This is a genomic window from Bacillus sp. DTU_2020_1000418_1_SI_GHA_SEK_038 (genome assembly GCF_032341175.1).
GTDB lineage: Bacteria > Bacillota > Bacilli > Bacillales > Cytobacillaceae > Cytobacillus.
Map to the genome: position 1 here is coordinate 1,297,946 of NZ_CP135435.1, position 23,450 is coordinate 1,321,395.

General features: G+C 41.2%; 24 protein-coding genes and 2 rRNA genes. 15 read left to right on the top strand and 11 right to left on the bottom strand.

From position 1 onward, the window contains the following. Window positions 1–143: 143 nt before the first annotated feature. From RRV45_RS06365 to RRV45_RS06375, 3 genes are all read right to left on the bottom strand, one after another. Entirely contained in the window at window positions 144–335 is a 192-nt protein-coding gene (locus RRV45_RS06365) for a YfhD family protein (protein WP_315667966.1), read from the bottom strand. A 90-nt stretch (window positions 336–425) separates the two neighbouring features. Next, on the bottom strand, window positions 426–548 hold the full coding sequence (locus RRV45_RS06370) for a YfhE family protein (RefSeq protein WP_151537531.1): 123 nt from the start codon (window positions 546–548) through the stop codon (window positions 426–428). Window positions 549–628: 80 nt separating this feature from the next. Then, window positions 629–1,531, bottom strand: coding sequence for a TIGR01777 family oxidoreductase (locus RRV45_RS06375; protein ID WP_315667967.1), 903 nt, complete (start codon window positions 1,529–1,531; stop codon window positions 629–631). A gap of 100 nt (window positions 1,532–1,631) precedes the next feature. On the opposite strand from RRV45_RS06375, the gene recX reads away from it, so the two are divergent. Further along, a complete protein-coding gene (gene recX / locus RRV45_RS06380) occupies window positions 1,632–2,429 on the top strand; it encodes a recombination regulator RecX (RefSeq protein ID WP_315667968.1) in 798 nt (265 codons plus the stop codon). 48 nt (window positions 2,430–2,477) lie between these two features. Here recX and RRV45_RS06385 read toward each other — a convergent pair whose 3' ends face one another. Further along, the gene (locus RRV45_RS06385; protein ID WP_315667970.1) at window positions 2,478–3,146 is read right to left on the bottom strand and encodes an SDR family NAD(P)-dependent oxidoreductase; all 669 of its coding nucleotides are present in this window, start codon (window positions 3,144–3,146) and stop codon (window positions 2,478–2,480) included. Window positions 3,147–3,317: 171 nt separating this feature from the next. Between RRV45_RS06385 and RRV45_RS06390 the strand changes: the two genes are divergently transcribed. Continuing rightward, window positions 3,318–3,635: a YfhH family protein gene (locus RRV45_RS06390; RefSeq protein ID WP_315667971.1), complete on the top strand. Its 318-nt coding sequence runs from the start codon at window positions 3,318–3,320 to the stop codon at window positions 3,633–3,635. A gap of 34 nt (window positions 3,636–3,669) precedes the next feature. Here RRV45_RS06390 and RRV45_RS06395 read toward each other — a convergent pair whose 3' ends face one another. Both RRV45_RS06395 and RRV45_RS06400 read right to left on the bottom strand, forming a co-directional pair. Further along, on the bottom strand, window positions 3,670–3,813 hold the full coding sequence (locus RRV45_RS06395; RefSeq protein WP_315667972.1) for a YpzG family protein: 144 nt from the start codon (window positions 3,811–3,813) through the stop codon (window positions 3,670–3,672). A 19-nt stretch (window positions 3,814–3,832) separates the two neighbouring features. Next, window positions 3,833–4,006 (bottom strand): small, acid-soluble spore protein K, encoded by a 174-nt coding sequence (locus RRV45_RS06400; RefSeq protein WP_315667973.1) that lies wholly within the window; start codon window positions 4,004–4,006, stop codon window positions 3,833–3,835. A 131-nt stretch (window positions 4,007–4,137) separates the two neighbouring features. Here RRV45_RS06400 and RRV45_RS06405 point away from each other — a divergent pair, with 131 nt between their 5' ends. Beyond that, window positions 4,138–4,407: a YfhJ family protein gene (locus tag RRV45_RS06405; protein WP_315667974.1), complete on the top strand. Its 270-nt coding sequence runs from the start codon at window positions 4,138–4,140 to the stop codon at window positions 4,405–4,407. A gap of 34 nt (window positions 4,408–4,441) precedes the next feature. On the opposite strand, the gene RRV45_RS06410 is transcribed toward RRV45_RS06405, so the two are convergent. After that, the gene (locus RRV45_RS06410) at window positions 4,442–5,422 is read right to left on the bottom strand and encodes a metal-dependent hydrolase (RefSeq protein ID WP_315667975.1); all 981 of its coding nucleotides are present in this window, start codon (window positions 5,420–5,422) and stop codon (window positions 4,442–4,444) included. A gap of 260 nt (window positions 5,423–5,682) precedes the next feature. Here RRV45_RS06410 and mutY point away from each other — a divergent pair, with 260 nt between their 5' ends. Then, window positions 5,683–6,783 (top strand): A/G-specific adenine glycosylase, encoded by a 1,101-nt coding sequence (gene mutY / locus RRV45_RS06415; RefSeq protein WP_315667976.1) that lies wholly within the window; start codon window positions 5,683–5,685, stop codon window positions 6,781–6,783. Between the two features lie 307 nt (window positions 6,784–7,090). Here mutY and RRV45_RS06420 read toward each other — a convergent pair whose 3' ends face one another. Further along, window positions 7,091–7,285: a hypothetical protein gene (locus RRV45_RS06420; RefSeq protein ID WP_315667977.1), complete on the bottom strand. Its 195-nt coding sequence runs from the start codon at window positions 7,283–7,285 to the stop codon at window positions 7,091–7,093. A 153-nt stretch (window positions 7,286–7,438) separates the two neighbouring features. Between RRV45_RS06420 and fabL the strand changes: the two genes are divergently transcribed. From fabL to RRV45_RS06445, 5 genes are all read left to right on the top strand, one after another. Further along, complete coding sequence (fabL, locus tag RRV45_RS06425) at window positions 7,439–8,188, top strand: enoyl-[acyl-carrier-protein] reductase FabL (RefSeq protein WP_315668952.1); 750 nt, start codon at window positions 7,439–7,441, stop codon at window positions 8,186–8,188. A gap of 122 nt (window positions 8,189–8,310) precedes the next feature. After that, window positions 8,311–8,520 (top strand): gamma-type small acid-soluble spore protein, encoded by a 210-nt coding sequence (locus tag RRV45_RS06430; RefSeq protein WP_410489337.1) that lies wholly within the window; start codon window positions 8,311–8,313, stop codon window positions 8,518–8,520. 240 nt (window positions 8,521–8,760) lie between these two features. Next, entirely contained in the window at window positions 8,761–9,012 is a 252-nt protein-coding gene (locus tag RRV45_RS06435) for a YgaB family protein (protein ID WP_315667978.1), read from the top strand. 383 nt (window positions 9,013–9,395) lie between these two features. Continuing rightward, on the top strand, window positions 9,396–9,926 hold the full coding sequence (locus tag RRV45_RS06440; RefSeq protein WP_315667979.1) for a nucleoside tri-diphosphate phosphatase: 531 nt from the start codon (window positions 9,396–9,398) through the stop codon (window positions 9,924–9,926). 231 nt (window positions 9,927–10,157) lie between these two features. Continuing rightward, window positions 10,158–11,906 (top strand): ABC transporter ATP-binding protein, encoded by a 1,749-nt coding sequence (locus RRV45_RS06445; protein ID WP_315667980.1) that lies wholly within the window; start codon window positions 10,158–10,160, stop codon window positions 11,904–11,906. 158 nt (window positions 11,907–12,064) lie between these two features. On the opposite strand, the gene RRV45_RS06450 is transcribed toward RRV45_RS06445, so the two are convergent. Both RRV45_RS06450 and RRV45_RS06455 read right to left on the bottom strand, forming a co-directional pair. Continuing rightward, entirely contained in the window at window positions 12,065–13,135 is a 1,071-nt protein-coding gene (locus tag RRV45_RS06450) for an FUSC family protein (protein WP_315667981.1), read from the bottom strand. Between the two features lie 268 nt (window positions 13,136–13,403). Beyond that, window positions 13,404–14,699 (bottom strand): glutamate-1-semialdehyde 2,1-aminomutase, encoded by a 1,296-nt coding sequence (locus tag RRV45_RS06455; protein ID WP_315667982.1) that lies wholly within the window; start codon window positions 14,697–14,699, stop codon window positions 13,404–13,406. A 164-nt stretch (window positions 14,700–14,863) separates the two neighbouring features. Here RRV45_RS06455 and RRV45_RS06460 point away from each other — a divergent pair, with 164 nt between their 5' ends. The 3 genes from RRV45_RS06460 (at window position 14,864) to perR (ending at window position 16,609) form a co-directional block, all read left to right on the top strand. Next, window positions 14,864–15,274: an ion channel gene (locus RRV45_RS06460; RefSeq protein WP_315667983.1), complete on the top strand. Its 411-nt coding sequence runs from the start codon at window positions 14,864–14,866 to the stop codon at window positions 15,272–15,274. A 78-nt stretch (window positions 15,275–15,352) separates the two neighbouring features. Further along, window positions 15,353–15,823 carry a thioredoxin-dependent thiol peroxidase gene (gene bcp, locus RRV45_RS06465; RefSeq protein ID WP_315667984.1) on the top strand — a complete coding sequence of 157 codons (471 nt, stop codon included), beginning with the start codon at window positions 15,353–15,355 and terminating at the stop codon, window positions 15,821–15,823. 348 nt (window positions 15,824–16,171) lie between these two features. After that, complete coding sequence (gene perR, locus RRV45_RS06470; RefSeq protein WP_315667986.1) at window positions 16,172–16,609, top strand: peroxide-responsive transcriptional repressor PerR; 438 nt, start codon at window positions 16,172–16,174, stop codon at window positions 16,607–16,609. A gap of 91 nt (window positions 16,610–16,700) precedes the next feature. On the opposite strand, the gene RRV45_RS06475 is transcribed toward perR, so the two are convergent. Continuing rightward, complete coding sequence (locus RRV45_RS06475; RefSeq protein ID WP_315667987.1) at window positions 16,701–17,051, bottom strand: YgzB family protein; 351 nt, start codon at window positions 17,049–17,051, stop codon at window positions 16,701–16,703. A 279-nt stretch (window positions 17,052–17,330) separates the two neighbouring features. On the opposite strand from RRV45_RS06475, the gene RRV45_RS06480 reads away from it, so the two are divergent. From RRV45_RS06480 to RRV45_RS06490, 3 genes are all read left to right on the top strand, one after another. After that, entirely contained in the window at window positions 17,331–18,206 is an 876-nt protein-coding gene (locus RRV45_RS06480) for a nucleotidyltransferase-like protein (protein WP_315667988.1), read from the top strand. Window positions 18,207–18,468: 262 nt separating this feature from the next. Continuing rightward, window positions 18,469–20,018: ribosomal RNA gene (locus RRV45_RS06485) — 16S ribosomal RNA — on the top strand. A 473-nt stretch (window positions 20,019–20,491) separates the two neighbouring features. Then, window positions 20,492–23,427 (top strand): 23S ribosomal RNA (locus tag RRV45_RS06490). Together the 16S and 23S rRNA genes form the textbook arrangement of a ribosomal RNA operon. The last annotated feature ends 23 nt before the right edge of the window (window positions 23,428–23,450 follow it).

Here is a 23,450-nt window from a genome sequence, read left to right on the forward strand (position 1 = left end):
CTAGTGTCGACAATGCGACAGGACGTCGCGGTTTTGTCGACCTCGAGGTCACAAGCCAATCCTCCCAGAAAGGTAGAGCTCACCTTTCCGGGAGGCTCGTCTTGTGCTTGTCGGGGGTGACCGACGCGCTTCCGCTTTTCTGATTACGATCTTCGTTGCTTTCCTTTAACTCTTTGATTCGCAGCATTTGCACGAGCTTGAGCCTCAAGATCTGCCTGATCGGCAAGTTCTTGTGAGAATTCCTCATCGATTCCATCAGATTTCATATTTTTTGGCACTTGTGGAAGTGAAGCTTTGTTTTTGTCTCGAGATCTTTGTCCGCGTGAACGGCCCATTGCAAAAACCCCTTTCAACAATAAAGTGCGGAAACCAAAGTTGCTTCCGTACTTTATTGTTAACAATCCTGCCAAAATTATAGTTGGGAATTAATGCTTTGGCCTGTCCACATAACCGCCAGCCCGGTCCGCCATTTTGAATTCGCGGGAGTAGAGAACCTCCTGTGTTGCAGATAAAGATCGTTTCTTTTTATCTTTTGTTTTTTTATCCAAGTCGATCACCCTTTCAAAAAATAAGGTAAAATTCACACCATCCTTATTTTTCCCTTAAGTGAAAAGTTTGATACTAGCTTTTAGTAGATATCTGCTAAAGCTTCATGCAAATGCTTAAATAGGAAAGGATAGCCATTGGATATCAGCTTTGCGGGAAGCACATTTTGTCCTTCAAGCACGAGTCCGCTCATTTCACCTAACAAGGCCTTTAAAGCAAATCCTGGTGCGGGAATCCAATGTGGACGTTGCATCGCCTTCCCAAGTAGTTGACCAAATTCCTTCATTCTTAAAGGGTTAGGTGCGGTAAAATTTACAGGGCCCTCAATATTTGTGCTATTAATGCAAAAAATAATGCCATTCACAACATCATTTAAGTGGATCCAAGAAACCCACTGTTCACCCGATCCGACTGTCCCGCCGGCAAAAAGTTTATAAGGCAGTGCCATTCTCGGAAGAGCGCCATCAGTCCCATCGAGAATAATTCCAAAACGGCAGCAAACCGTACGAATTCCTAATTCCTGAGCCTTTAGTGCTTCAGTCTCCCATTGCTGTACAGTAGCTGAAAGGAAGTCCGAACCCTTTTCTGAAGAGTCCTCTTTAAAAGTATTTGTCAGTGAAGTCCCATAATAACCGATAGCACTGGCATTAATTAATAAGGCTGGCTTTTTCATCAGCTGTTTTAATATTCGAAGCACTTCCTTTGTTGCAGAAATTCGACTTTCCAAAATTCTCTTCTTTCGGGCTTCAGTCCATCTCCCGCTATTAATGGATTCGCCCGCAAGATTAATTAAAGCATCTATTCCTTCTAGCATTTCTTCCGGCCGATCCCCCTCATTAAGCCAAGAAACATAGGTAATATTTTCGCTAGCATACCTTTGGCCCACATTTCTTGTAAGGATGTAAACTTCATGCCCGTTCTTTACTAATTCCTTTGCCAAAGCTCCGCCAACAAAGCCTGTCCCGCCTGTCAAAGCAATCTTCATGAATCTTTCCTCCGTTTATTAATCTTTTTAATTACTTGTTCTCTATATATTCCTTAAATCCTTTTTCAATTAATGGTACATTAATGATGAGGTGATAAATATGCCTACTATTACAAAAATCTCTGTACAGGAAAAAAATAAAGATCGATATAATATTTTTTTGGATGAAAAATATGCCTTTAGTGTGGATGAGGATGTAATTATTAAACATCAGTTGAAAAAAGGTATGGAGCTGGACGAATTTTCTTTATCCGAAATTGCTTATCAGGATGACATTCGCAAAGCATATAACAGAGCTATCCAATTTTTATCCAAAAGAATGAGGTCGGAAAAAGAAGTACACCAATATTTAGCCGAAAAAGATGTCGATGAAATGATTATTCGGGAAGTCATCCATAAATTGTATGAGTACCGATTTTTAGATGATAAAGAGTATGCCATCGCTTTTGTTCGGACGTCAATGAATACGACTGACAAAGGGTCAAGAGTCATTCGTGGAGAGCTGCGGGAAAAGGGTATACCTGAGAATTTGATTGATATAGCTTTGAAGGAATATTCATATGAAAAAGAATTCAAAACCGCATGTATGCTCTGTGAAAAATTTGTACAAAAGAATTCTCGAGACTCAACTAGGGTGATTAAGCAAAAGCTTGAAGGGATGCTTTATAGAAAAGGCTATTCAATGGAAATGATTCAGGCAGCCATTACTGAAACAGATATGGACAAGGGTGAAGATCTGGAAATGGCGGCTCTACGTACTCATGCAGAAAAGGCCCATCGAAAATTTTCCCATTTGAGTGATTTTGAATATGAGCAAAAAATGAAACAGACGCTCTATCGTAAGGGATTTGCTATTGAATTGATTGAGCAAATGATGGTTGAGCTGAAAGAAGAATAGTCTTTAAATAAACAACCCTGCCATACATATCCAGGCAGGGTTAGAGTATTAAGGTTTATTGTTTTCAATAATAATGGTGTCTTTATCCATGTTCTCCCAAATGATTTCAGCGATTTTTGCGGGTGATTGCAGACGGGACTTGTCTTTAATATGGTCACTATGATCCCAGAAAGGGGTATCCATTCCGCCCATATAAACGGCCTTAACTTGTATGTTCGAAGCTTCGTATTCCTTTTGCAGGCTTTCTGTCAGTCCTCTGACTGCAAATTTACTTGCACAATATCCTGCTTCATTCGTTTTTCCTATTAAACCAGCCGTTGAAATAATGTTCATGATGAAGCCTTCTTTAACTTCTTGAAGAAATGCTTGAGTCATATGAATCGTTCCAAAAACATTCACCTCGAACATCTGTTCAATCTTTTCCGGAGTGGATTGTTCAAACGGCCCAAACATACCTAATCCCGCGTTGTTAATAAGTCCATAAAGATTGAACCTGCTGCTGACGTCTGCCATCAATAACTTTATTTCCGATGGTACAGTTACATCTACGGGAAGGGAAGTTGCTTTTCCTTTTTGTGATGTGATTTGTTCCTCAACAGGTTTTAATTTCTCAATCTTTCTGCCTGCTAAAATAATATGGTAGCCTTTTTGTCCATATAATAAGGCTAGCTCTTTTCCTAACCCTGAGCCCGCGCCAGTTATGATGATAGAATTCATCCTTTTAACACCTCAATCCGTTTGCCTTAAACCCTTATTGTATCAAATCTGGGGTTCATATGCTGTAGTCTTATCCCTTTTCTATTTGTTCATTTTTCAATATACTTTAGTATGGATACTATTAGGATGTCCTTTGACATAGAAAAGGTGCATGACAGGAAGGTGAATTAAATGCAGGAAAAAAGATATAGCGATATGACAGAGTACGAACTGCAGCAGGAAATTTCAAAGCTAAATGAAAAAGCTAGGAAAGCAGAACAAATGGGAATGGTCAATGAGTATGCTGTACTTGAAAGAAAGGCAGTAATGGCAAAATCCTATTTATTGAACCCAGATGATTATAAAGCTGGCGAGATATATGAAATTGAAGGGGATCCTGGCGCTTATTTTAAAATCGATTATATGAATGGGGTATTTGCCTGGGGATTTCGTTTAAAAGGCAGTGAAGGGGAAGAGGCGCTACCGATTTCAATGCTGAAAAAAGGCTGAGAAAGAGGAAAACTCCTCTTTCTCCAGAGTACCGCTACGATCTTTTCCTTGTTTGCGCTTCTAATATGACGAGGTTTTGAGTAAGCTGTGTCTCTCCGTTTATTTGTGAATGAGCATGTTTTGGACGGAAATTAGGTGCTTTAATTTTTGAGTTAAAGAAATTCCGCGGTTTAGCCATTATACAGCCTCCTTAGTGGTTAAAATTCGGGTGTATCACTATCGCGGTTTGAAGATGCTCTCATTCTTTCTTGGGGATGTGTATTAATGGTTCCATCTGCCCTTGTAGAAGCATACTCTGCTTTCGCACGGGGCTCTCCGCCAAATTTATTTTTGTTTTGGTTTGGGAAGTTTCTTGCTTTATTACGGACCATTCAAACGCCTCCTGACAAGGGATGTAAGAGCGTGAAAAACATTGCGGTTGGCAAATGCTCATCACGTAATCATAGTATTTGTTTTTCCTCAATCTGTATGATGGTCTTTTATTGGAAAAGAGGTCATGGAAATGAATGAATATCAAAAGAGATTATTTACAAAGCTTCTTGAGAAAAACAACTTTCTATCAGCAAGCCTTGCCCAAACATGGGTTGAGTTGCTTTGGGACGATTTCGAAACTACTTATGCAAAAGCAGGCAGGAAATATCAGGGAAGTGAAATGACGGAAAAGGTTGTTAGTCAATGGATTGAACACTATGGTGATAAGTTGCATGAATTTGTTGCCGAGAATCCAAAGTACAAGCACTTATTGGAACAGGATCCGAAGAAGATGCATTAAAAAATATCTGGCTAAGCAGGCCAGATATTTTTTGCTAACTAGGAATAATATCCAATTTTTTACGAAGCTTCTCTTCACTGAAAATCCATCCTGTATAGGATGTGATTATTTCTAATTCTGGATTTAATTGCACAACCGCCACGAAAGGGTAATAATCATTGCTGCGATAACGTAGGTCGATGAAACGAACTTCATAATAATCATCGTATTCGTCAATCTCCCAACGGTAAACAGGGGAGAAGGATAAAAAGGCAGACAGGTTTTTATCTTTCTTGGCGGCCTCTAAAACGGGTGTCTCCGGCACAGGGACACGGTTAAATTGATCAATGATTTTCACTTCATGATCTTCAGCGCGCCCGACAAAAAACTGGTGCTTATTCATAACAGCAATCCGCCATTTGTTGTATTTCATTGTTGGGGCAATAATGATCTCCGTTGCATCTGGGATCATTCTTTTTACCTCATTATATACTTTCTTTTGTGCCCTAAATCGAAAAACATAATAGAAAACCAACATGACATAAATAGGCAGAAATGTATATCCTGGATGCGCACCAAATGCCCATATTAAAATGCCAACGATATGAATTCCAAATATATATGGATCAAATGTATTAATAATCCCTAATGCGACCCATTTTGATGAAAATGGACGTAATGCTTGGGTACCATAAGCATTGAAAATATCAACAAAAACGTGGAGAAAAACAGCGATAAACGTCCAAATCCAAAGATGGAGTAAATTCGCTCCTGGAAAGAAAGGGTAGATGACGGCAATGAGTGCTAAAGGCCAAAGGAGAACAGCAGGAATTGAATGGGTAATCCCGCGATGATTGCGAATATAAACGGCATTGCTTTTAAGTTTTAATACTGTATCAATATCGGGGATTTGTGAACCGACAATGGCCCCAATCATTACGCTTGTTGTTGTAGCTGAATTTTGTGCAACGACCGGATCAAGAGTAGCAATTCCAGCTAACGCAAGACCCATCACAATATGTGTGCCAGTATCCAAGAGGAAAAACCTCCTTATTTTAGAAATCATTATAAGGTTAATTTTATTATGATTTTGCTTGTTTCACCACAAAAACATGTTAAATTTATAAGAGTTGCTAAAATTGAAACAAAAAGCCTGGTTAAATTCAAAGAATGCAATTTCTTATTAATGTGTGCCTAGAAAATCTAAACTACTTCCATATATTTTTCCCATTATAACATTTGTTAATCCTTTTATAGGATTGTACTACTTTTTTACAATATCTTGGAGGAGAAGACTTGAACAAAAATCAATTAGAACAGCTTAATCATATAGATATAAAAGCCTTTCAGCACGATTTAATAGGCTGGTTTCAGGCTGAACAAAGAGACCTTCCTTGGAGAAAGGATAGGGACCCTTATAAAGTTTGGGTTTCAGAAATTATGCTCCAGCAAACACGGGTGGACACGGTCATTCCCTACTTTAACCGGTTTATCGAGCAGTTTCCAACAACTAAAGCATTGGCAGAGGCTGAGGAGGAAAAGGTGCTGAAGGCTTGGGAAGGCTTAGGCTATTATTCACGGGCGAGGAATCTTCAATCAGCAGTCAAGGAGGTTGAGGAAAAATACGAAGGCAAGGTTCCTAATAATCAAAAGGAGATCTCTTCGTTAAAAGGGGTTGGGCCCTACACAGCGGGGGCTATTCTCAGCATCGCTTACGGTCTTCCTGAACCAGCTGTTGATGGAAATGTGATGCGGGTCTTATCGAGAATTTTATCGATTTGGGAGGATATTGCTAAGGCATCGTCAAGGAGAGTTTTTGAAGAGGCAGTAAGAAAGCTAATCTCTCACGAAAATCCGTCCTACTTTAATCAAGCTTTGATGGAGCTAGGAGCCTTAATTTGTACCCCTACATCACCAAAATGTCTATTATGTCCAGTTCGTGAGCATTGCCACGCATTCCATGCCGGAACACATACTGAGCTTCCTATTAAAACAAAAAATAAGAAACATCGACATGTTCGAATTGCAGCAGCTGTTCTGACAGATAGGGAAGGTCGAATTCTTATTCATAAAAGGGATGATCAGGGGCTGTTAGCGAATTTATGGGAGTTCCCTAATGTAGAAATTCTGCTGCCCTATGAACACGAAACTATTCAGTTAGTGGAAGTAATGAAAGATCAGTTTCAGGCTGACGTTCAAGTGAAAGAAATGATCGGACAAATTGAGCATGTATTCTCCCATTTAACGTGGAATATCAATGCTTATAAAGGTAAGCTGCTCTCTTTTGAAAATGAAGCCGATGACCTGAAGCTCGTTACACCGGAAGAAATGGAACAGTTTGCTTTTTCTGTGTCTCACCAGAAAATATTTAAGAAATTTATGGAATCGACATCATAATGGATATCTAGAGTGAAAGTATAGTGTGAAAAGTCCGTCATCGGGGTTATGACGGACACTTTGAGTGAAAATTTATTGTGAAAAGTCCGTCATCGGGGTTATGACGGACACTTTGATTGAAAATCTATTGTGAAAAGTCCGTCATCGGGGGTATAACGGACACTTTGAGTGAAAATCTATTGTGAAAAGTCCGTCATCGGGGTTATGACGGACACTTTGAGTGAAAATTTATTGTGAAAAGTCCGTCATCGGGGTTATGACGGACACTTTGAGTTAATGTAAAGTAAAAAAAGTCCGTCAGCAACTATCATGACCTCTTCGTATTCTTCAATCCCCCGCGATTTTGAATTTCCTCCATGATTTCTCTTTGAATCGTTTGACCTTCCGCATTTAAATACGGGACAATTTGCTGGAAGGAATGGTGAAAATAAGTTAACTCTTGATCTTCCCAATCTGTTTTGGACATCATCGACAATTCAGTCATGTCTCGGCCGTTATACATAATCCTCTTCCTTTCATTTATCGTATTTATTATTGTTCTGATCTCAATTGCTAGATATACATGAAAAAGATAAAATGAGCATTAGAAGAATATGGCGGATTGTGAGTGACTTTTTCATACTTCCGCCATTTATCAAGAAAGGAATTGGGACATATGGCACAAAAGGTAGCATTAGTAACCGGGAGCAGCAGAGGGATAGGAAAAGCAACAGCGATTAGATTGGCAAAAGAAGGCTATGATATTGTCATTAATTATGCACGAAGCAAGTCAGCGGCAATGGAAACAGCCGCAGAAATTGAAGCTTTAGGAAGAAAGGCTTTCATTGTAAAAGCAAATGTCGGTGGCGTAGAAAAGATAAAAAAATTATTTCAGGAGATTGATCAAGAATATGGCAGGTTAGATGTATTTGTCAACAATGCCGCTTCAGGCGTACTGCGCCCCGCAATGGAGCTGGAAGAATCTCACTGGGATTGGACAATGAATATTAATAGCAAGGCTTTATTATTTTGTGCCCAAGAGGCCGCAAAGCTAATGGAAAGAAACGAAGGGGGCAAAATTGTCAGCATTAGCTCGTTAGGCTCTATTCGCTATTTGGAAAATTATACAACTGTCGGCGTTTCGAAGGCTGCCTTAGAAGCTTTAACAAGATATTTAGCTGTTGAGCTTGCTTCTAAAAATATTACTGTAAATGCGGTTTCAGGCGGTGCTGTTGATACAGAGGCACTTACACATTTTCCAAATCGCGAAGAACTGCTAGCCGAAGCAAGAAAAAAAACACCAGCTGGGAGAATGGTTGAAATTGAGGATATGGTGAATGCAGTTATGTTCTTATTAAGTGATCAATCAAGCATGATTCGCGGCCAGACAATTATTGTAGATGGGGGAATATCCTTACTCGTATAATTAAAAATTGCCATGATTAAAAACCGTCAGTTGAGAGGACAACTCCCCTCGCTACAGTTTTTTAAAATTCGAGGATAATATTTCTGCGCTTGGTTAAATTAAAGAGCGTGGAGGTGATAATCATGGCAAAACAACCAAACCAATCTCAAGCTGGAACAAACATTCAACAAGTTAGACAACAAAACGCTCAATCCGCTGGTGCTGGAGCAGCTGGTGCCGGGGGTCAGTTCGGTACAGAGTTTGCTAGCGAAACAAATGCACAAGAGGTTAGACAACAAAACCAACAAGCTGAGGCTCGCAAAGCACAAAACTCCGGTCAGCAAAGTCAGTAATTTATATGGAAGGCGCCCTTTTATTCGAAAGGGTGCCTTCTTTTTTTGAATGTTGACAGTTTATTAGGTCTATTCGATAAGGCATGCGGATATAATGCTGGAGTATAGCAGTACTTTGATTCACTTCAGATCTTCTTTTTCGACAAAACTTCCATTCAATCAACAGAAGTAGTCAAAGGAAAGATAGGGTTGTGAGCGAATACATACAAAGAAAAATAAATGGGACGGTGAAACAAACTTATGAAAAACTTTAACCATTTAGTATCTGAACAAATGCAAACGATGGAAAAACTTCTATATCTTCAAAGTGAACTCGAGCGCTGTGAGGAAATTGAAGAGGAGCTTAATGCTCTCCAGGAAGAGACTGAGCTTGAAAGTATACAAATTGAAATAGCGAATTTGCGAAAAGAGCTTAAGGACATACATCAGCTTTTTGAAACGCAAACAGAAGAAGTCATTCGCTCGTATCAAGATATTAAGGTAACCGTTTGACCATAGGCCAATAATATACATAGATGAATACAATGCCAATGATAACGCAGCTTAAGATCATGAAAAAAGGGTATTAGACCTGCAAAATATTAATCCTATATTGTTTTTCTTTCAGCCATTGAAGATTTCCAATGGCTCTTTGTTTTAAATTTTGCCATAAACCGTTATAATAGTAGAAAAAAGTATTCGTTCTTTGTTGCCTTTAATCAGTTAAAAAATTTATTGGAGACATGAGTGGGATTAGATTATTGAAAAATAAATGTGCATTATGATAATAATCTTCTTGTCTCACCTTCATCTCCCGACAATAGGAGGACAAGCCTTGTCTCTCTAAGTTGGATAGGTTGCAAAGCCCGGGATTTTTCGAAAGAAGGGGAAAATGAATGGCCGTACCCAGAGAAGGAGAACCAGTACAAATTCATAGCTATAAACATAATGGGCATATCCATCGCGTCTGGGAGGAAACAACCGTTTTAAAAGGAACACAAAATTTGGTCATTGGCGGAAATGACCGGACTGTTGTAACGGAATCGGACGGAAGAACATGGATCACGAGAGAACCAGCAATTTGTTATTTTCATTCACAATATTGGTTTAATGTTATTGGAATGATTCGGGAGGATGGAATTTATTATTATTGCAATATTAGTTCTCCCTTTATTTTTGATGGGGAAGCAGTGAAATATATTGATTATGACCTAGATATAAAGGTTTTTCCAGACATGACCTTCAATCTGCTCGATGAGGATGAATACGAGCGGCATCGGCAGGAAATGAATTATCCTGAGCCTATCGACCGCATCTTAAAATCCAATGTCGATCAATTAATTCATTGGATTCGCCAAAGAAAAGGTCCGTTTGCACCCGATTTTATTGATATTTGGTATGAAAGATATCTTACCTACAGACGCTAATGAAAAATGGATGAGAGCACGAATGTCACGCCTGTTGACCGATGAATCAACAGGTTTTTATAATGCTTGGCTTTATTTTCGATTATTGTTGTTTACTAGCCGTATGCATGCGACCGGGTTTTATTCTGGACGAAAACAAGAGAGAGCAGGTATGCGTAAGGCGGTTTGATCTCCAACAAAAAGTCATTAGCAAAAGCCATATGTTTTAAAAAGGTAAGAGGGGGAAATAAGTTGGACAGCATCCGGCGTTATATGCACTTTGTTAAGCCATATCGCCTGCAGATTATCATCACGCTCATCATTGGAATCATTAAGTTTGCGATTCCCCTATTAATTCCATTACTAATTAAATATGTAATTGATGATATTGTAGGGAGCACCGACTTGAGCAGTGCTGATAAGACAGGCAGTTTAATCAAAATAATGGGCATAATGATTTTTGTCTTTGTCATTATTCGTCCACCGATTGAGTATTACCGGCAGTATTTTGCCCAATGGGTAGCGAGCAAAATTTTGTATGATATTCGTGATAGACTATTCACACATATACAAAAGCTAAGCTTTAAATATTATGCCAATACGAGAGCTGGCGAGGTCATTTCAAGAGTGATCAACGATGTTGAACAAACAAAAACATTCGTTATTACTGGATTAATGAATTTATGGCTTGATATCGCAACGATTCTGATTGCCGTAGCAATTATGATGAAAATGGATTTTACTTTAACGATTGTTTCGTTAATTCTATTCCCGTTTTATGGGTTTTCCGTAAGGTATTTTTTCGGCAATTTAAGAAAGCTGACAAGGGCACGTTCGCAAGCATTGGCGGAAGTCCAGGGATATCTTCATGAACGCGTTCAGGGAATGGCTGTCATAAAAAGCTTTGCCATTGAAGATCATGAACAAACTCAGTTTGATAAGCAAAATGAAAATTTTCTAACGAAAGCCATTGATCATACAAAATGGAATGCAAAGGCATTTGCCGTTGTTAATACCATCACAGATATTGCGCCATTACTTGTCATTGGCTACTCAGCCTACCAGGTTATTCAAGGGAATTTATCTACAGGAACAATGATGGCGTTCATTGCTTACATTGATAGATTATATAATCCACTCAGAAGACTTGTAAATTCATCCACAACATTAACCCAATCGATTGCCTCTATGGACAGAGTGTTTGAATTAATAGATGAAAAGTATGATATTGATGACTCTCCAAATGCAATGGAATGCAAGGCTGTGAAAGGTGATATTGATTTTGAACAAGTAAGCTTTGCCTACGATAAAAAGGAAGAGCTTGTTCTAAAAAATATTACTTTGAATGTGAAAAAGGGTGAGACCATTGCTCTTGTTGGGATGAGCGGGGGAGGTAAGTCTTCATTAGTAGGGTTAATCCCAAGATTTTATGATGTTACAGAGGGAAAAATCTTGTTAGACGGAAAAGATATCCGATCATTTAAGGTTCGCTCCTTAAGGGATAAAATCGGAATGGTTCTTCAGGATAATATCCTCTTTAGTGAGTCTGTCAAAACAAATATTTTATTAGGAAAGCCAGGGGCTTCTGATGAAGAGGTTATCGAAGCTGCGAAGGCTGCCAATGCTCATGAATTTATTATGAATTTGCCAAATGGCTATGATACGAGGGTCGGAGAACGCGGAGTCAAGCTCTCAGGCGGGCAGAAGCAGCGTGTGGCGATTGCAAGAATCTTTCTCAAAAATCCGCCAATCTTAATTTTGGACGAAGCCACTTCGGCACTGGATTTAGAAAGCGAGCATTTAATACAGGAAGCATTAGAGGAGCTTGCTAAGGATCGGACAACCTTTATTGTTGCTCACAGACTTTCAACCATCACACATGCAGATCGGATTATCTTGATTGAGCATGGAGAGATTTCTGAAGTTGGCAGCCATGAAGAACTAATGAAATTACAAGGCAATTATTATAAGTTATTTCAAGTACAACAGCTTGAAAGTTAGAAAAGAGCATCCGCGCTGGATGCTCTTTTCTATTACTTGTCTAGCTCCAGCGCCTACCCCCTCGAGGTCACAAGCCAATCCTCCCAGAAAGGTAAAGTACACCTTTCCGAGAGGCTCGTCTTGTGCTTGTCGGGGGTGGACAAGGCGCTTCTGCTTTTCTACTTCTCTATCGACATTTCATTCGCTTTTTTATGATAGGTTTGGAAGCTAGTAATTAACTTATCAAGATGCTCGACCTGCTCATTATAATCAATAATAGCGGAGATTATTTGCATATTGTGCGAAAGGGTGTCTTCATCCTCTAGAGAAGCTTCCTTCTTTTGAGATATAAAGAGGTTGAAAAGCTCTTTCCTATTTAGGAAGATGTCTCCCTCTTCAAAGACTACATTCGGACGTACTTTTCCAATGAACTTTAACATGATATGTTCATGATGATGAATTAGACAGTCAAGCTGCTGTTGAATCGCATTTTGGTAATCCAAAGGCATTTCCTGTAGATCATTTTCAAAACGATGTAATTTCCTTAATGTATCCAGCGATCTTTTTACAGTTGAAATCATTTGCCGATAAATAACAAGCCTTCGTGATTTTGGAATTGTTTCCTTTTTGAAATAGTTGCGCTCTTCCTTATACATTATGTATAAATGGTCAAGGTTTCTAACACTTTCCTTCATTTTCCCAATATCATTTTTCAGCAGCTTATGCTCGGAGGCATGCCTAATTGTGAGCCGGATCCATTTAGTGGTTTCCTCTGTAATATCTGAAATGCCATAGTATAGTTTTTTCTCATATTTAGGCGGAAGAAACACAAGATTGACGATAAAAGCTGAGAAAACACCTAACATAACAGTAGAAAAGCGTATAAGAGAAAATTGGATAAATTCATCACTAGGTGTTTCCATAATAACAATCATGGTTACGAGAGCTAATCCAATTGTATTTTCTATTTTGAGCTTTAGGTTAATGGTGATCACAACGATTGCTGCTAAACCGATGATGAACATATCATTGCCGAATAATAGAACAAAGACTACTGCGGTAAGAGCCCCAATTGCATTTCCCTGAACCTGTTCAATGATAGATAAGAAGGATCGGTAAATGGTGGGCTGAATCGCGAAAATCGCCGCAATGGCTGCAAAGACAGGAGAAGGCAGCTGAAAAACCTGAGATAAAAATAATGATAGAATAATTGCGATTCCCGTTTTTAGTATGCGGGCGCCAAGCTTCATACTTATTTGTTTCCTTTCTATCAGAAGATGCCTTCTGTTTTTTACCTTAACTTAGTCATCATAACGAATAAGGTGTTATTTTAACAAACAATCCAATGAATTCAACTAAAGTGATTTTATTAAGATGACATTAATGTACTATACATGGATATAGTAAGAAGTACAATGGGCATTTTCGTGAATTTTTTACAAGAGTTTGTCCTATTTAAATTTAGAAAAAGGAGCGAAAAATAATCGCTCCTACAATCATATGAATGAAAAATATTAATTATTCTTCCCTTAATGCTTGAAACGCATTCTGCACGGCATGAATCGTTGCTTCGATATCTTCCTCTGTATGTGCGATGGTTAGGAACCAAGCTTCATATTTGGATGGTGCAAGATTGATTCCTTGATTTAACATGAGCTTGAAGAATTTCGCAAACATCTCGCCGTCTGTGTTCTCTGCTTGGACATAATTGACGACTTTTTCATTTGTAAAATAGACTGTCAGCGCACCCTTCAAACGATTAATTGTAATAGGGATATTGTATTCCTTTGCAGCTGCTGCAATACCTTCCTCAAGCAACGCTCCAAGTCTGTCGAGATACTCATATACACCCTTTTGCTGTAAAACCTCTAGGCATGCAATTCCTGATAAAATGGATGCCGGATTACCTGCCATTGTTCCTGCTTGATAGGCTGGTCCTAAAGGAGCCACTTTTTCCATGATTTCTTTCTTGCCGCCGTATGCACCAATTGGCAAGCCGCCTCCAATAATTTTTCCCATGGCGGTTAAATCAGGAGTAACGCCTAATAAATCCTGAGCCCCGCCATACATAAATCGGAAAGCGGTTATGACCTCATCATAAATCACAAGAGCACCTGCAGCATGTGTTAATTCGTTAATTTGTTCTAAGAAACCTGGCTTTGGTTCAACAATGCCGAAGTTCCCGACAATTGGCTCCACAAGAACAGCTGCAATTTCACTTCCCCATTTTTCTAATGCCTCTTTAAATGGTTCGATGTCATTAAACGGAACCGTAATAACCTCTTGAGCAATACTCTTAGGGACACCAGCTGAATCTGGCGTTCCGAGTGTAGCTGGACCTGATCCTGCTGCGACCAGAACGAGATCAGAGTGGCCATGATAGCAGCCGGCGAATTTGATGATCTTGTCTCTCCCTGTATAGGCACGTGCCACACGAATCGTTGTCATGACTGCTTCTGTTCCAGAATTAACGAAACGGACCTTTTCAAGAGCTGGCATAGCTTCTTTAAGCATTGCCGCAAATTTTACTTCATGGGGAGTTGGTGTTCCATATAGTACACCTGTCTCAGCAGCCTTCTTAATAGCTTCAGTTACGTGTGGATGAGCATGACCTGTAATAATGGGACCATAAGCGGCTAAATAATCAATATATTGATTGCCATCTACATCCCAAAAATACGCTCCTTGACCTCTCTCCATAACGACTGGGGCACCGCCGCCAACAGCTTTATATGAACGGGAAGGACTGTTCACCCCTCCGACAATATGCTCAAGTGCCTCTTTATGTATGCGTTCTGAATTTGAAAATTGCATGTGAATCCTCCTTGGTATATGTGCTAACTTACCATATCTTATCATGTTTTGGGGTTGGAATGTTTCGTTTCATAATTGCGACTTCTCGATGGATACAAGCAGTCATATGGATTTAGCAATAAGCGTATAGTTTAAGAGAGGCAAAGAGGAAAGTGGGCGTGTAAATGGTTTTTTATATATCCCTTGTATTAATTGTATTCTGTATGATCATGAGCATAAGAACTTTATTTTTGCCACACAAAATTAAAGGGAAAAAAGTTAGCTTTGAAAACTTTATGTATTTGGCCTTTATTTATGTAACCGTCATGATTGGGTTTGGTCTTATATATATTCTTCTTGAAACGAATGGCTATACTGTTTTTATGGAAGGAACGGTCGGATTAGAAGGTGATTTTCTTAATCAACTAGAAACAGGTTTTTATTTCAGTGCAGTAACCTTATTTTCTGTTGGCTATGGAGATATTGCCCCTATTGGCATCGGAAGAATGATAGCAGTGCTTGAAGCACTCATTGGCTATACGATCCCGGCTGCTTTCGTATTTAGAGCAGTATTTGAGATGGAAAAGAAATTGTAGCGGTCGTCAAGTTGATTTTGTTGTTTTTCTTGGAAAAATTGGATAGGCTTATGGAAAAAGGATATAGGGGGAATTTCAATGGCCGTTTCGATAGGAGAATTAGCTCCTGATTTTGCACTTGAAGCAAGTAATGGGGAAACGATTAAACTATCTGATTTTCGAGGAAAAAATATTGTCTTATATTTCTATCCAAAGGATATGACTCCTGGATGTACAACACAGGCATGTGATTTTCGAGACAAGCATAGTCATTTCGCAGATTTGGATGCAGTTATTCTTGGTGTGAGTCCTGATCCACTTGCCCGCCATGAGAAATTCATTGAAAAATATGATTTGCCATTTATCCTGCTTGCAGACGAGGAGAATAAGGCTGCGGAAGCTTATGATGTTTGGAAGCTTAAGAAAACTTTCGGAAAAGAATATATGGGAATCGAACGCTCTACATTCATCATCGATAAAGCTGGCAAGCTAGTAAAGGAATGGAGAAAGGTGAAGGTTAAGGGGCATGTCGAGGAAGCACTTGAATATATAAGGGAAAATCTTTCATAAAAAATGGCCTATTTTTTGCCAACAAGGCTTTTGTCCACTCATATTGAAATGATTTGAATATCATTTTATTAGGGCATACCTCCTCAGATATATTTTGAAGCGAATCATAACGGATTCGCTTTTTTTATTTTTTATGTTTTTAAATATATTTATTAAACATATAGTAATTTAAGAATGACTGTAACCAGAAGGGGGGATAAAAAACTTCCGTATGGGTCAGATTTTAATAAAAAAGCCTTAACTGCCCGTTTTTTAGTTTGCAATGTTGACAAAAGTAGTATTGAATGAGTAAACTATTTATAAAGATTATAAAGTAATAATTCTTGTTAGAAAAGAGGTGCATGGCCGGTGGCGCAGATTCAATTAAAAGAAGCGCTGGATACTCTTAAGGATACTGGAGTTCGTATAACACCACAGCGTCATGCGATACTTGAATATTTAATAAACTCAATGTCACACCCTACAGCAGATGATATTTACAAGGCTTTAGAAGGAAAGTTTCCAAATATGAGTGTGGCAACAGTTTACAATAATTTACGAGTATTTCGTGAGGTTGGCCTTGTTAAGGAATTAACTTATGGAGATGCATCAAGCCGTTTTGACTTTGTAACAACCCATCATTACCATGTTATTTGTGAAAAATGTGGGAAAATCGTTGACTTTCATTATCCTGGTCTTGATGAAGTTGAGCATTTAGCATCCCATGTTACAGGTTTTAAGATTAGCCATCATCGAATGGAGATTTACGGAACCTGCCCAGATTGTTCAATTAAAGAGACGCATTAATAAAACAAAGCTGCTGGTCAAAGTACCGACAGCTTATTTTTATGGGCATTTTCGTTGAGTAGCAAGGCAATGGTAAAAATAAAAATCTCGGCTACAACCGAGATTTTTTATTATAATTTTCATCGAATTCTTTGCCCTCTAGATTACGATCTAGTGTTAATGGTTCATTACAATACATGCACATATCAACGCGACCTAATATTTTTGTATGTTTGCCGCAATTTGGACAGACAACCTGTACCGTTTTTGTTGATAGCATCCCAATCCAAAAGTATACTACTGTACTAGCAATAATAAAGACGGTTCCAAAAAGCATAAAGATGGTCATGAGCAGAGGGGAAGTTCTGAAAAAGATCCCAAGATACATGACTAAAAAACCGACAAATATTAAAGCAAGGGCAAATGTTCGAATTTTATTGATTTTACTTGAATATTTAGCCATTTAAGTCCCTCCTACGGAAATACTATAACATATCAAATGAAAGATAATAAGTAGTAAGCGTATCTTTCAATAGAAGAGATACTAGATAAATACCTATTAACAAAAATGAAATAATAGAAAATGCAGGCAGTTTTTCTTTTTGATAAAGAAGGATTATTTGAAAAAATTGTCGAAGATATATTTGATTCATGCATAAAAGCTTCATTAAGCCTATTAAATGATTAATTGTTTTTTTTTGAACATGAAAAATAAAGCTAATAAAAATATGGAGGAATAAGGATGGAAGATATTCTCCGCCCCATTTATCAAGAACGAGCTAGTCAAGCAAATACTCTCGGAGTGTTAATGATAAAGAAACAACAGAAGAATATTCCAGCTACAGACACCTTTGATGTTGTTTTGCTAATATTAGTTAAGGAAGCAGAGTCACCAGTATACGTAAAGCACTATACTTATAACGATCAGAAAGCGGCTTTATATACGATTACTGACCAGCAGCTATATGAATGGATTTTACTCGGATCGAATAAGAAGATTTTTGATTGGTTATATAACGGTAAAGTGATTTTCGAACGTAACGAATATTTCCATAAGATCAATACGGAACTAAGGGATTTCCCATTCAATGGCCGTAAATTGAAAATGGGAATTGAATTTGCCAAACTAATTCGTCGGTATATGGATGGGAAGGCTTTTTTTGAAAATGGTCATTACTTGGATACATATAATCATGTAGTTCATTCCCTTCATCATCTAGCTAGACTTGCGTTAATAGAGCAAGGCTTTCACCCTGAGGTAACGGTCTGGCAGCAAATTAAACAAATTGAGCCAGAAATATTAAAATTATATGAAGAGCTGGTAAATAGTCATGAGCCTTTAGAAAAAAGGCTAGAGCTGCTTTTCTTAGCAAGTGAGTTTTTGATCCATTCCAAAATAAAAAGCGGCATCAGCCATTTAGTGGATGTTCTATTGGAAAAAGAGTTCTGGTCTATAAATGAAATGATGAACCATAAAGAATTACAGCATTATTCAGTTGATTTAGGAATGCTGATCGAATATCTAATCGATAGAAATTTGATTGAAGTTGTAACAATAGAAACAAAGGGAAAAGGTGTTTTTCATCGGTATTATAAACTCAGTCAAAAGTTATTGTAAAAAAGCAAAAAAGCTATTGACCTTTTATTAAATACTTGTTATATTTATATCCGCCGCTGCAATTTATTGAATAAAATGAAGAGCAGTTGGCGGATGAAGGTTTTAAAAAAGTGTTGACATCAAATTCGACACATGTTATATTAGAAAAGTCGCTTCTGAGCAACCCGATAGTTCTTTGAAAACTGAACGAACAAAACGTCAACGTTTAATCTTTTAGTCTTTTTCTCGAAAAAAGACATATATGAGCTAATCAACTCACAATTTATTGGAGAGTTTGATCCTGGCTCAGGACGAACGCTGGCGGCGTGCCTAATACATGCAAGTCGAGCGAACTTTTGGGAGCTTGCTCCCAAAAGTTAGCGGCGGACGGGTGAGTAACACGTGGGCAACCTGCCTGTAAGACTGGGATAACTTCGGGAAACCGGAGCTAATACCGGATAATTCTTTTCTACTCATGTAGGAAAGCTGAAAGATGGCTTCGGCTATCACTTACAGATGGGCCCGCGGCGCATTAGCTAGTTGGTGAGGTAACGGCTCACCAAGGCAACGATGCGTAGCCGACCTGAGAGGGTGATCGGCCACACTGGGACTGAGACACGGCCCAGACTCCTACGGGAGGCAGCAGTAGGGAATCTTCCGCAATGGACGAAAGTCTGACGGAGCAACGCCGCGTGAGTGATGAAGGTTTTCGGATCGTAAAACTCTGTTGTTAGGGAAGAACAAGTACCGGAGTAACTGCCGGTACCTTGACGGTACCTAACCAGAAAGCCACGGCTAACTACGTGCCAGCAGCCGCGGTAATACGTAGGTGGCAAGCGTTGTCCGGAATTATTGGGCGTAAAGCGCGCGCAGGCGGTCCTTTAAGTCTGATGTGAAAGCCCACGGCTCAACCGTGGAGGGTCATTGGAAACTGGGGGACTTGAGTGCAGAAGAGGAGAGTGGAATTCCACGTGTAGCGGTGAAATGCGTAGAGATGTGGAGGAACACCAGTGGCGAAGGCGACTCTCTGGTCTGTAACTGACGCTGAGGCGCGAAAGCGTGGGGAGCGAACAGGATTAGATACCCTGGTAGTCCACGCCGTAAACGATGAGTGCTAAGTGTTAGAGGGTTTCCGCCCTTTAGTGCTGCAGCAAACGCATTAAGCACTCCGCCTGGGGAGTACGGCCGCAAGGCTGAAACTCAAAGGAATTGACGGGGGCCCGCACAAGCGGTGGAGCATGTGGTTTAATTCGAAGCAACGCGAAGAACCTTACCAGGTCTTGACATCCTCTGACAATCCTAGAGATAGGACTTTCCCCTTCGGGGGACAGAGTGACAGGTGGTGCATGGTTGTCGTCAGCTCGTGTCGTGAGATGTTGGGTTAAGTCCCGCAACGAGCGCAACCCTTGATCTTAGTTGCCAGCATTCAGTTGGGCACTCTAAGGTGACTGCCGGTGACAAACCGGAGGAAGGTGGGGATGACGTCAAATCATCATGCCCCTTATGACCTGGGCTACACACGTGCTACAATGGATGGTACAAAGGGCTGCAAGACCGCGAGGTTTAGCCAATCCCATAAAACCATTCTCAGTTCGGATTGCAGGCTGCAACTCGCCTGCATGAAGCCGGAATCGCTAGTAATCGCGGATCAGCATGCCGCGGTGAATACGTTCCCGGGCCTTGTACACACCGCCCGTCACACCACGAGAGTTTGTAACACCCGAAGTCGGTGGGGTAACCGTAAGGAGCCAGCCGCCTAAGGTGGGACAGATGATTGGGGTGAAGTCGTAACAAGGTAGCCGTATCGGAAGGTGCGGCTGGATCACCTCCTTTCTAAGGATGAATTGAAGTACTCGATACTTCAATAAAAGACGTTACTTGTTCGTTCAGTTTTGAGGGAATTATCATCATTTTTAAAATGGTTTTAATTTCTCAATATTTGCTCCTGCGCCGCAGAGATTCGAGGAAGTAACCCCTCAGCTCGTTGCAAGGCAGCATGAAGTAATACTACGATGCGAAATCACGTTGTGATTGAAATCAGTAGCCTTGTTCCTTGAAAACTAGATAATGATTATGAAGAAGCAATAACCGAGTAATCGCCATTTTAGTTATTCTCTCTATTTAATATAGAGTTAAAAACAACCAATCACGAGAATAGAAATTAATCTATTCACAAATCGTGAGGGAAATGAGAAGCAGTAGATCAAGGAAGCGACCGAGCGAGCACCGGAACGTACGCAGTTGGTACGTGAGGAGCACAGCGAGAGAGCTGACGCAGAGATGCGCCGCTTATCATTTGCCGAACAGGTTAAGTTAATAAGGGCGCACGGTGAATGCCTTGGCACTAGGAGCCGATGAAGGACGGGACTAACACCGATATGCTTCGGGGAGCTGTAAGTAAGCTTTGATCCGGAGATTTCCGAATGGGGGAACCCACTGTTCGTAATGGAACAGTATCTTTACCTGAATACATAGGGTATTGAAGGCAGACCCGGGGAACTGAAACATCTAAGTACCCGGAGGAAGAGAAAGCAAACGCGATTCCCTGAGTAGCGGCGAGCGAAACGGGATTAGCCCAAACCAAGAGGCTTGCCTCTTGGGGTTGTAGGACACTCTATACGGAGTTACAAAGGAACGAGGTAAATGAACAGGTCTGGAAAGGCCGGCCAGAGAAGGTAAAAGCCCTGTAGTTGAAACTTCGTTCCCTCCAGAGTGGATCCTGAGTACGGCGGGACACGTGAAATCCCGTCGGAAGCAGGGAGGACCATCTCCCAAGGCTAAATACTCCCTAGTGACCGATAGTGAACCAGTACCGTGAGGGAAAGGTGAAAAGCACCCCGGAAGGGGAGTGAAATAGTTCCTGAAACCGTGTGCCTACAAGTAGTCAGAGCCCTTTAACGGGTGATGGCGTGCCTTTTGTAGAATGAACCGGCGAGTTACGATTACATGCAAGGTTAAGTTGAATAGACGGAGCCGCAGCGAAAGCGAGTCTGAATAGGGCGAATTGAGTATGTGGTCGTAGACCCGAAACCAGGTGACCTACCCATGTCCAGGTTGAAGTCCAGGTAACACTGGATGGAGGACCGAACCCACGCACGTTGAAAAGTGCGGGGATGAGGTGTGGGTAGCGGAGAAATTCCAATCGAACTTGGAGATAGCTGGTTCTCTCCGAAATAGCTTTAGGGCTAGCCTCATGTTGTTAGAATCTTGGAGGTAGAGCACTGTTTGGACTAGGGGCCCTCATCGGGTTACCGAATTCAGACAAACTCCGAATGCCAAAGATTTATCCATGGGAGTCAGACTGCGAGTGATAAGATCCGTAGTCAAGAGGGAAACAGCCCAGACCACCAGTTAAGGTCCCAAAGTATACGTTAAGTGGAAAAGGATGTGGAGTTGCTTAGACAACCAGGATGTTGGCTTAGAAGCAGCCACCATTTAAAGAGTGCGTAATAGCTCACTGGTCGAGTGACTCTGCGCCGAAAATGTACCGGGGCTAAACGTATCACCGAAGCTGTGGATGGACATCTGCGATGTCCGTGGTAGGAGAGCGTTCTAAGGGCGTTGAAGCTAGACCGTAAGGACTGGTGGAGCGCTTAGAAGTGAGAATGCCGGTATGAGTAGCGAAAGATGGGTGAGAATCCCATCCACCGAATGCCTAAGGTTTCCTGAGGAAGGCTCGTCCGCTCAGGGTTAGTCGGGACCTAAGCCGAGGCTGAAAAGCGTAGGCGATGGACAACAGGTTGATATTCCTGTACCACCTCTTTACCGTTTGAGCAATGGGGGGACGCAGGAGGATAGGGTAAGCGCGCTGCTGGAATAGCGCGTCTAAGCAGTTAGAGTGCAAGCGAGGCAAATCCCGCTTGCGTTAAGCTTGAGCTGTGATAGCGAGGGAAATATAGTACCGAAGTTCCTGAATCCACACTGCCAAGAAAAGCCTCTAGCGAGGGAAAAGGTGCCCGTACCGCAAACCGACACAGGTAGGCGAGGAGAGAATCCTAAGGTGAGCGAGAGAACTCTCGTTAAGGAACTCGGCAAAATCACCCCGTAACTTCGGGAGAAGGGGTGCTCATTTGGGTGAATAGCCCGGATGAGCCGCAGTGAATAGGCCCAGGCGACTGTTTAGCAAAAACACAGGTCTCTGCGAAGCCGCAAGGCGAAGTATAGGGGCTGACGCCTGCCCGGTGCTGGAAGGTTAAGAGGAGGGGTTAGCGCAAGCGAAGCTCTGAATTGAAGCCCCAGTAAACGGCGGCCGTAACTATAACGGTCCTAAGGTAGCGAAATTCCTTGTCAGGTAAGTTCTGACCCGCACGAAAGGCGTAACGATCTGGGCACTGTCTCAACGAGAGACTCGGTGAAATTATAGTACCTGTGAAGATGCAGGTTACCCGCGACAGGACGGAAAGACCCCGTGGAGCTTTACTGTAGCCTGATATTGAATTTCGGTACAGCTTGTACAGGATAGGTAGGAGCCTTGGAAGCCGGAGCGCCAGCTTCGGTGGAGGCATTGGTGGGATACTACCCTGGCTGTATTGAAATTCTAACCCGCGCCCCTGATCGGGGCGGGAGACAGTGTCAGGTGGGCAGTTTGACTGGGGCGGTCGCCTCCTAAAGAGTAACGGAGGCGCCCAAAGGTTCCCTCAGAATGGTTGGAAATCATTCGAAGAGTGTAAAGGCATAAGGGAGCTTGACTGCGAGACCTACAAGTCGAGCAGGGACGAAAGTCGGGCTTAGTGATCCGGTGGTTCCGCATGGAAGGGCCATCGCTCAACGGATAAAAGCTACCCCGGGGATAACAGGCTTATCTCCCCCAAGAGTCCACATCGACGGGGAGGTTTGGCACCTCGATGTCGGCTCATCGCATCCTGGGGCTGTAGTCGGTCCCAAGGGTTGGGCTGTTCGCCCATTAAAGCGGTACGCGAGCTGGGTTCAGAACGTCGTGAGACAGTTCGGTCCCTATCCGTCGTGGGCGCAGGAAATTTGAGAGGAGCTGTCCTTAGTACGAGAGGACCGGGATGGACGCACCGCTGGTGTACCAGTTGTCTTGCCAAAGGCATAGCTGGGTAGCTATGTGCGGACGGGATAAGTGCTGAAAGCATCTAAGCATGAAGCCCCCCTCGAGATGAGATTTCCCATAGCGTCAAGCTAGTAAGACCCCTGAAAGATGATCAGGTTGATAGGTTTGAGGTGGAAGCGTGGCGACACGTGGAGCTGACAAATACTAATCGGTCGAGGACTTAACCACATTTAGTATGATTACTCGAATAA

Bases quoted from the DNA above. Each gene is read 5' to 3' on its own strand.
- RRV45_RS06480 (WP_315667988.1), top strand. From the start codon at position 17,331: ATGGAAGATATTCTCCGCCCCATTTATCAAGAACGAGCTAGTCAAGCA.
- RRV45_RS06390 (WP_315667971.1), top strand. From the start codon at position 3,318: ATGCAGGAAAAAAGATATAGCGATATGACAGAGTACGAACTGCAGCAG.
- fabL (WP_315668952.1), top strand. From the start codon at position 7,439: ATGGCACAAAAGGTAGCATTAGTAACCGGGAGCAGCAGAGGGATAGGA.
- RRV45_RS06460 (WP_315667983.1), top strand. From the start codon at position 14,864: ATGGTTTTTTATATATCCCTTGTATTAATTGTATTCTGTATGATCATG.
- RRV45_RS06400 (WP_315667973.1), bottom strand. From the start codon at position 4,006: ATGGTCCGTAATAAAGCAAGAAACTTCCCAAACCAAAACAAAAATAAA.
- RRV45_RS06430 (WP_410489337.1), top strand. From the start codon at position 8,311: ATGGCAAAACAACCAAACCAATCTCAAGCTGGAACAAACATTCAACAA.
- RRV45_RS06440 (WP_315667979.1), top strand. From the start codon at position 9,396: ATGGCCGTACCCAGAGAAGGAGAACCAGTACAAATTCATAGCTATAAA.
- bcp (WP_315667984.1), top strand. From the start codon at position 15,353: ATGGCCGTTTCGATAGGAGAATTAGCTCCTGATTTTGCACTTGAAGCA.
- RRV45_RS06455 (WP_315667982.1), bottom strand. From the start codon at position 14,699: ATGCAATTTTCAAATTCAGAACGCATACATAAAGAGGCACTTGAGCAT.
- RRV45_RS06395 (WP_315667972.1), bottom strand. From the start codon at position 3,813: ATGGCTAAACCGCGGAATTTCTTTAACTCAAAAATTAAAGCACCTAAT.
- RRV45_RS06435 (WP_315667978.1), top strand. From the start codon at position 8,761: ATGAAAAACTTTAACCATTTAGTATCTGAACAAATGCAAACGATGGAA.
- RRV45_RS06475 (WP_315667987.1), bottom strand. From the start codon at position 17,051: ATGGCTAAATATTCAAGTAAAATCAATAAAATTCGAACATTTGCCCTT.
- RRV45_RS06420 (WP_315667977.1), bottom strand. From the start codon at position 7,285: ATGTATAACGGCCGAGACATGACTGAATTGTCGATGATGTCCAAAACA.
- RRV45_RS06365 (WP_315667966.1), bottom strand. From the start codon at position 335: ATGGGCCGTTCACGCGGACAAAGATCTCGAGACAAAAACAAAGCTTCA.
- RRV45_RS06375 (WP_315667967.1), bottom strand. From the start codon at position 1,531: ATGAAGATTGCTTTGACAGGCGGGACAGGCTTTGTTGGCGGAGCTTTG.
- RRV45_RS06405 (WP_315667974.1), top strand. From the start codon at position 4,138: ATGAATGAATATCAAAAGAGATTATTTACAAAGCTTCTTGAGAAAAAC.
- RRV45_RS06385 (WP_315667970.1), bottom strand. From the start codon at position 3,146: ATGAATTCTATCATCATAACTGGCGCGGGCTCAGGGTTAGGAAAAGAG.
- recX (WP_315667968.1), top strand. From the start codon at position 1,632: ATGCCTACTATTACAAAAATCTCTGTACAGGAAAAAAATAAAGATCGA.
- RRV45_RS06450 (WP_315667981.1), bottom strand. From the start codon at position 13,135: ATGAAGCTTGGCGCCCGCATACTAAAAACGGGAATCGCAATTATTCTA.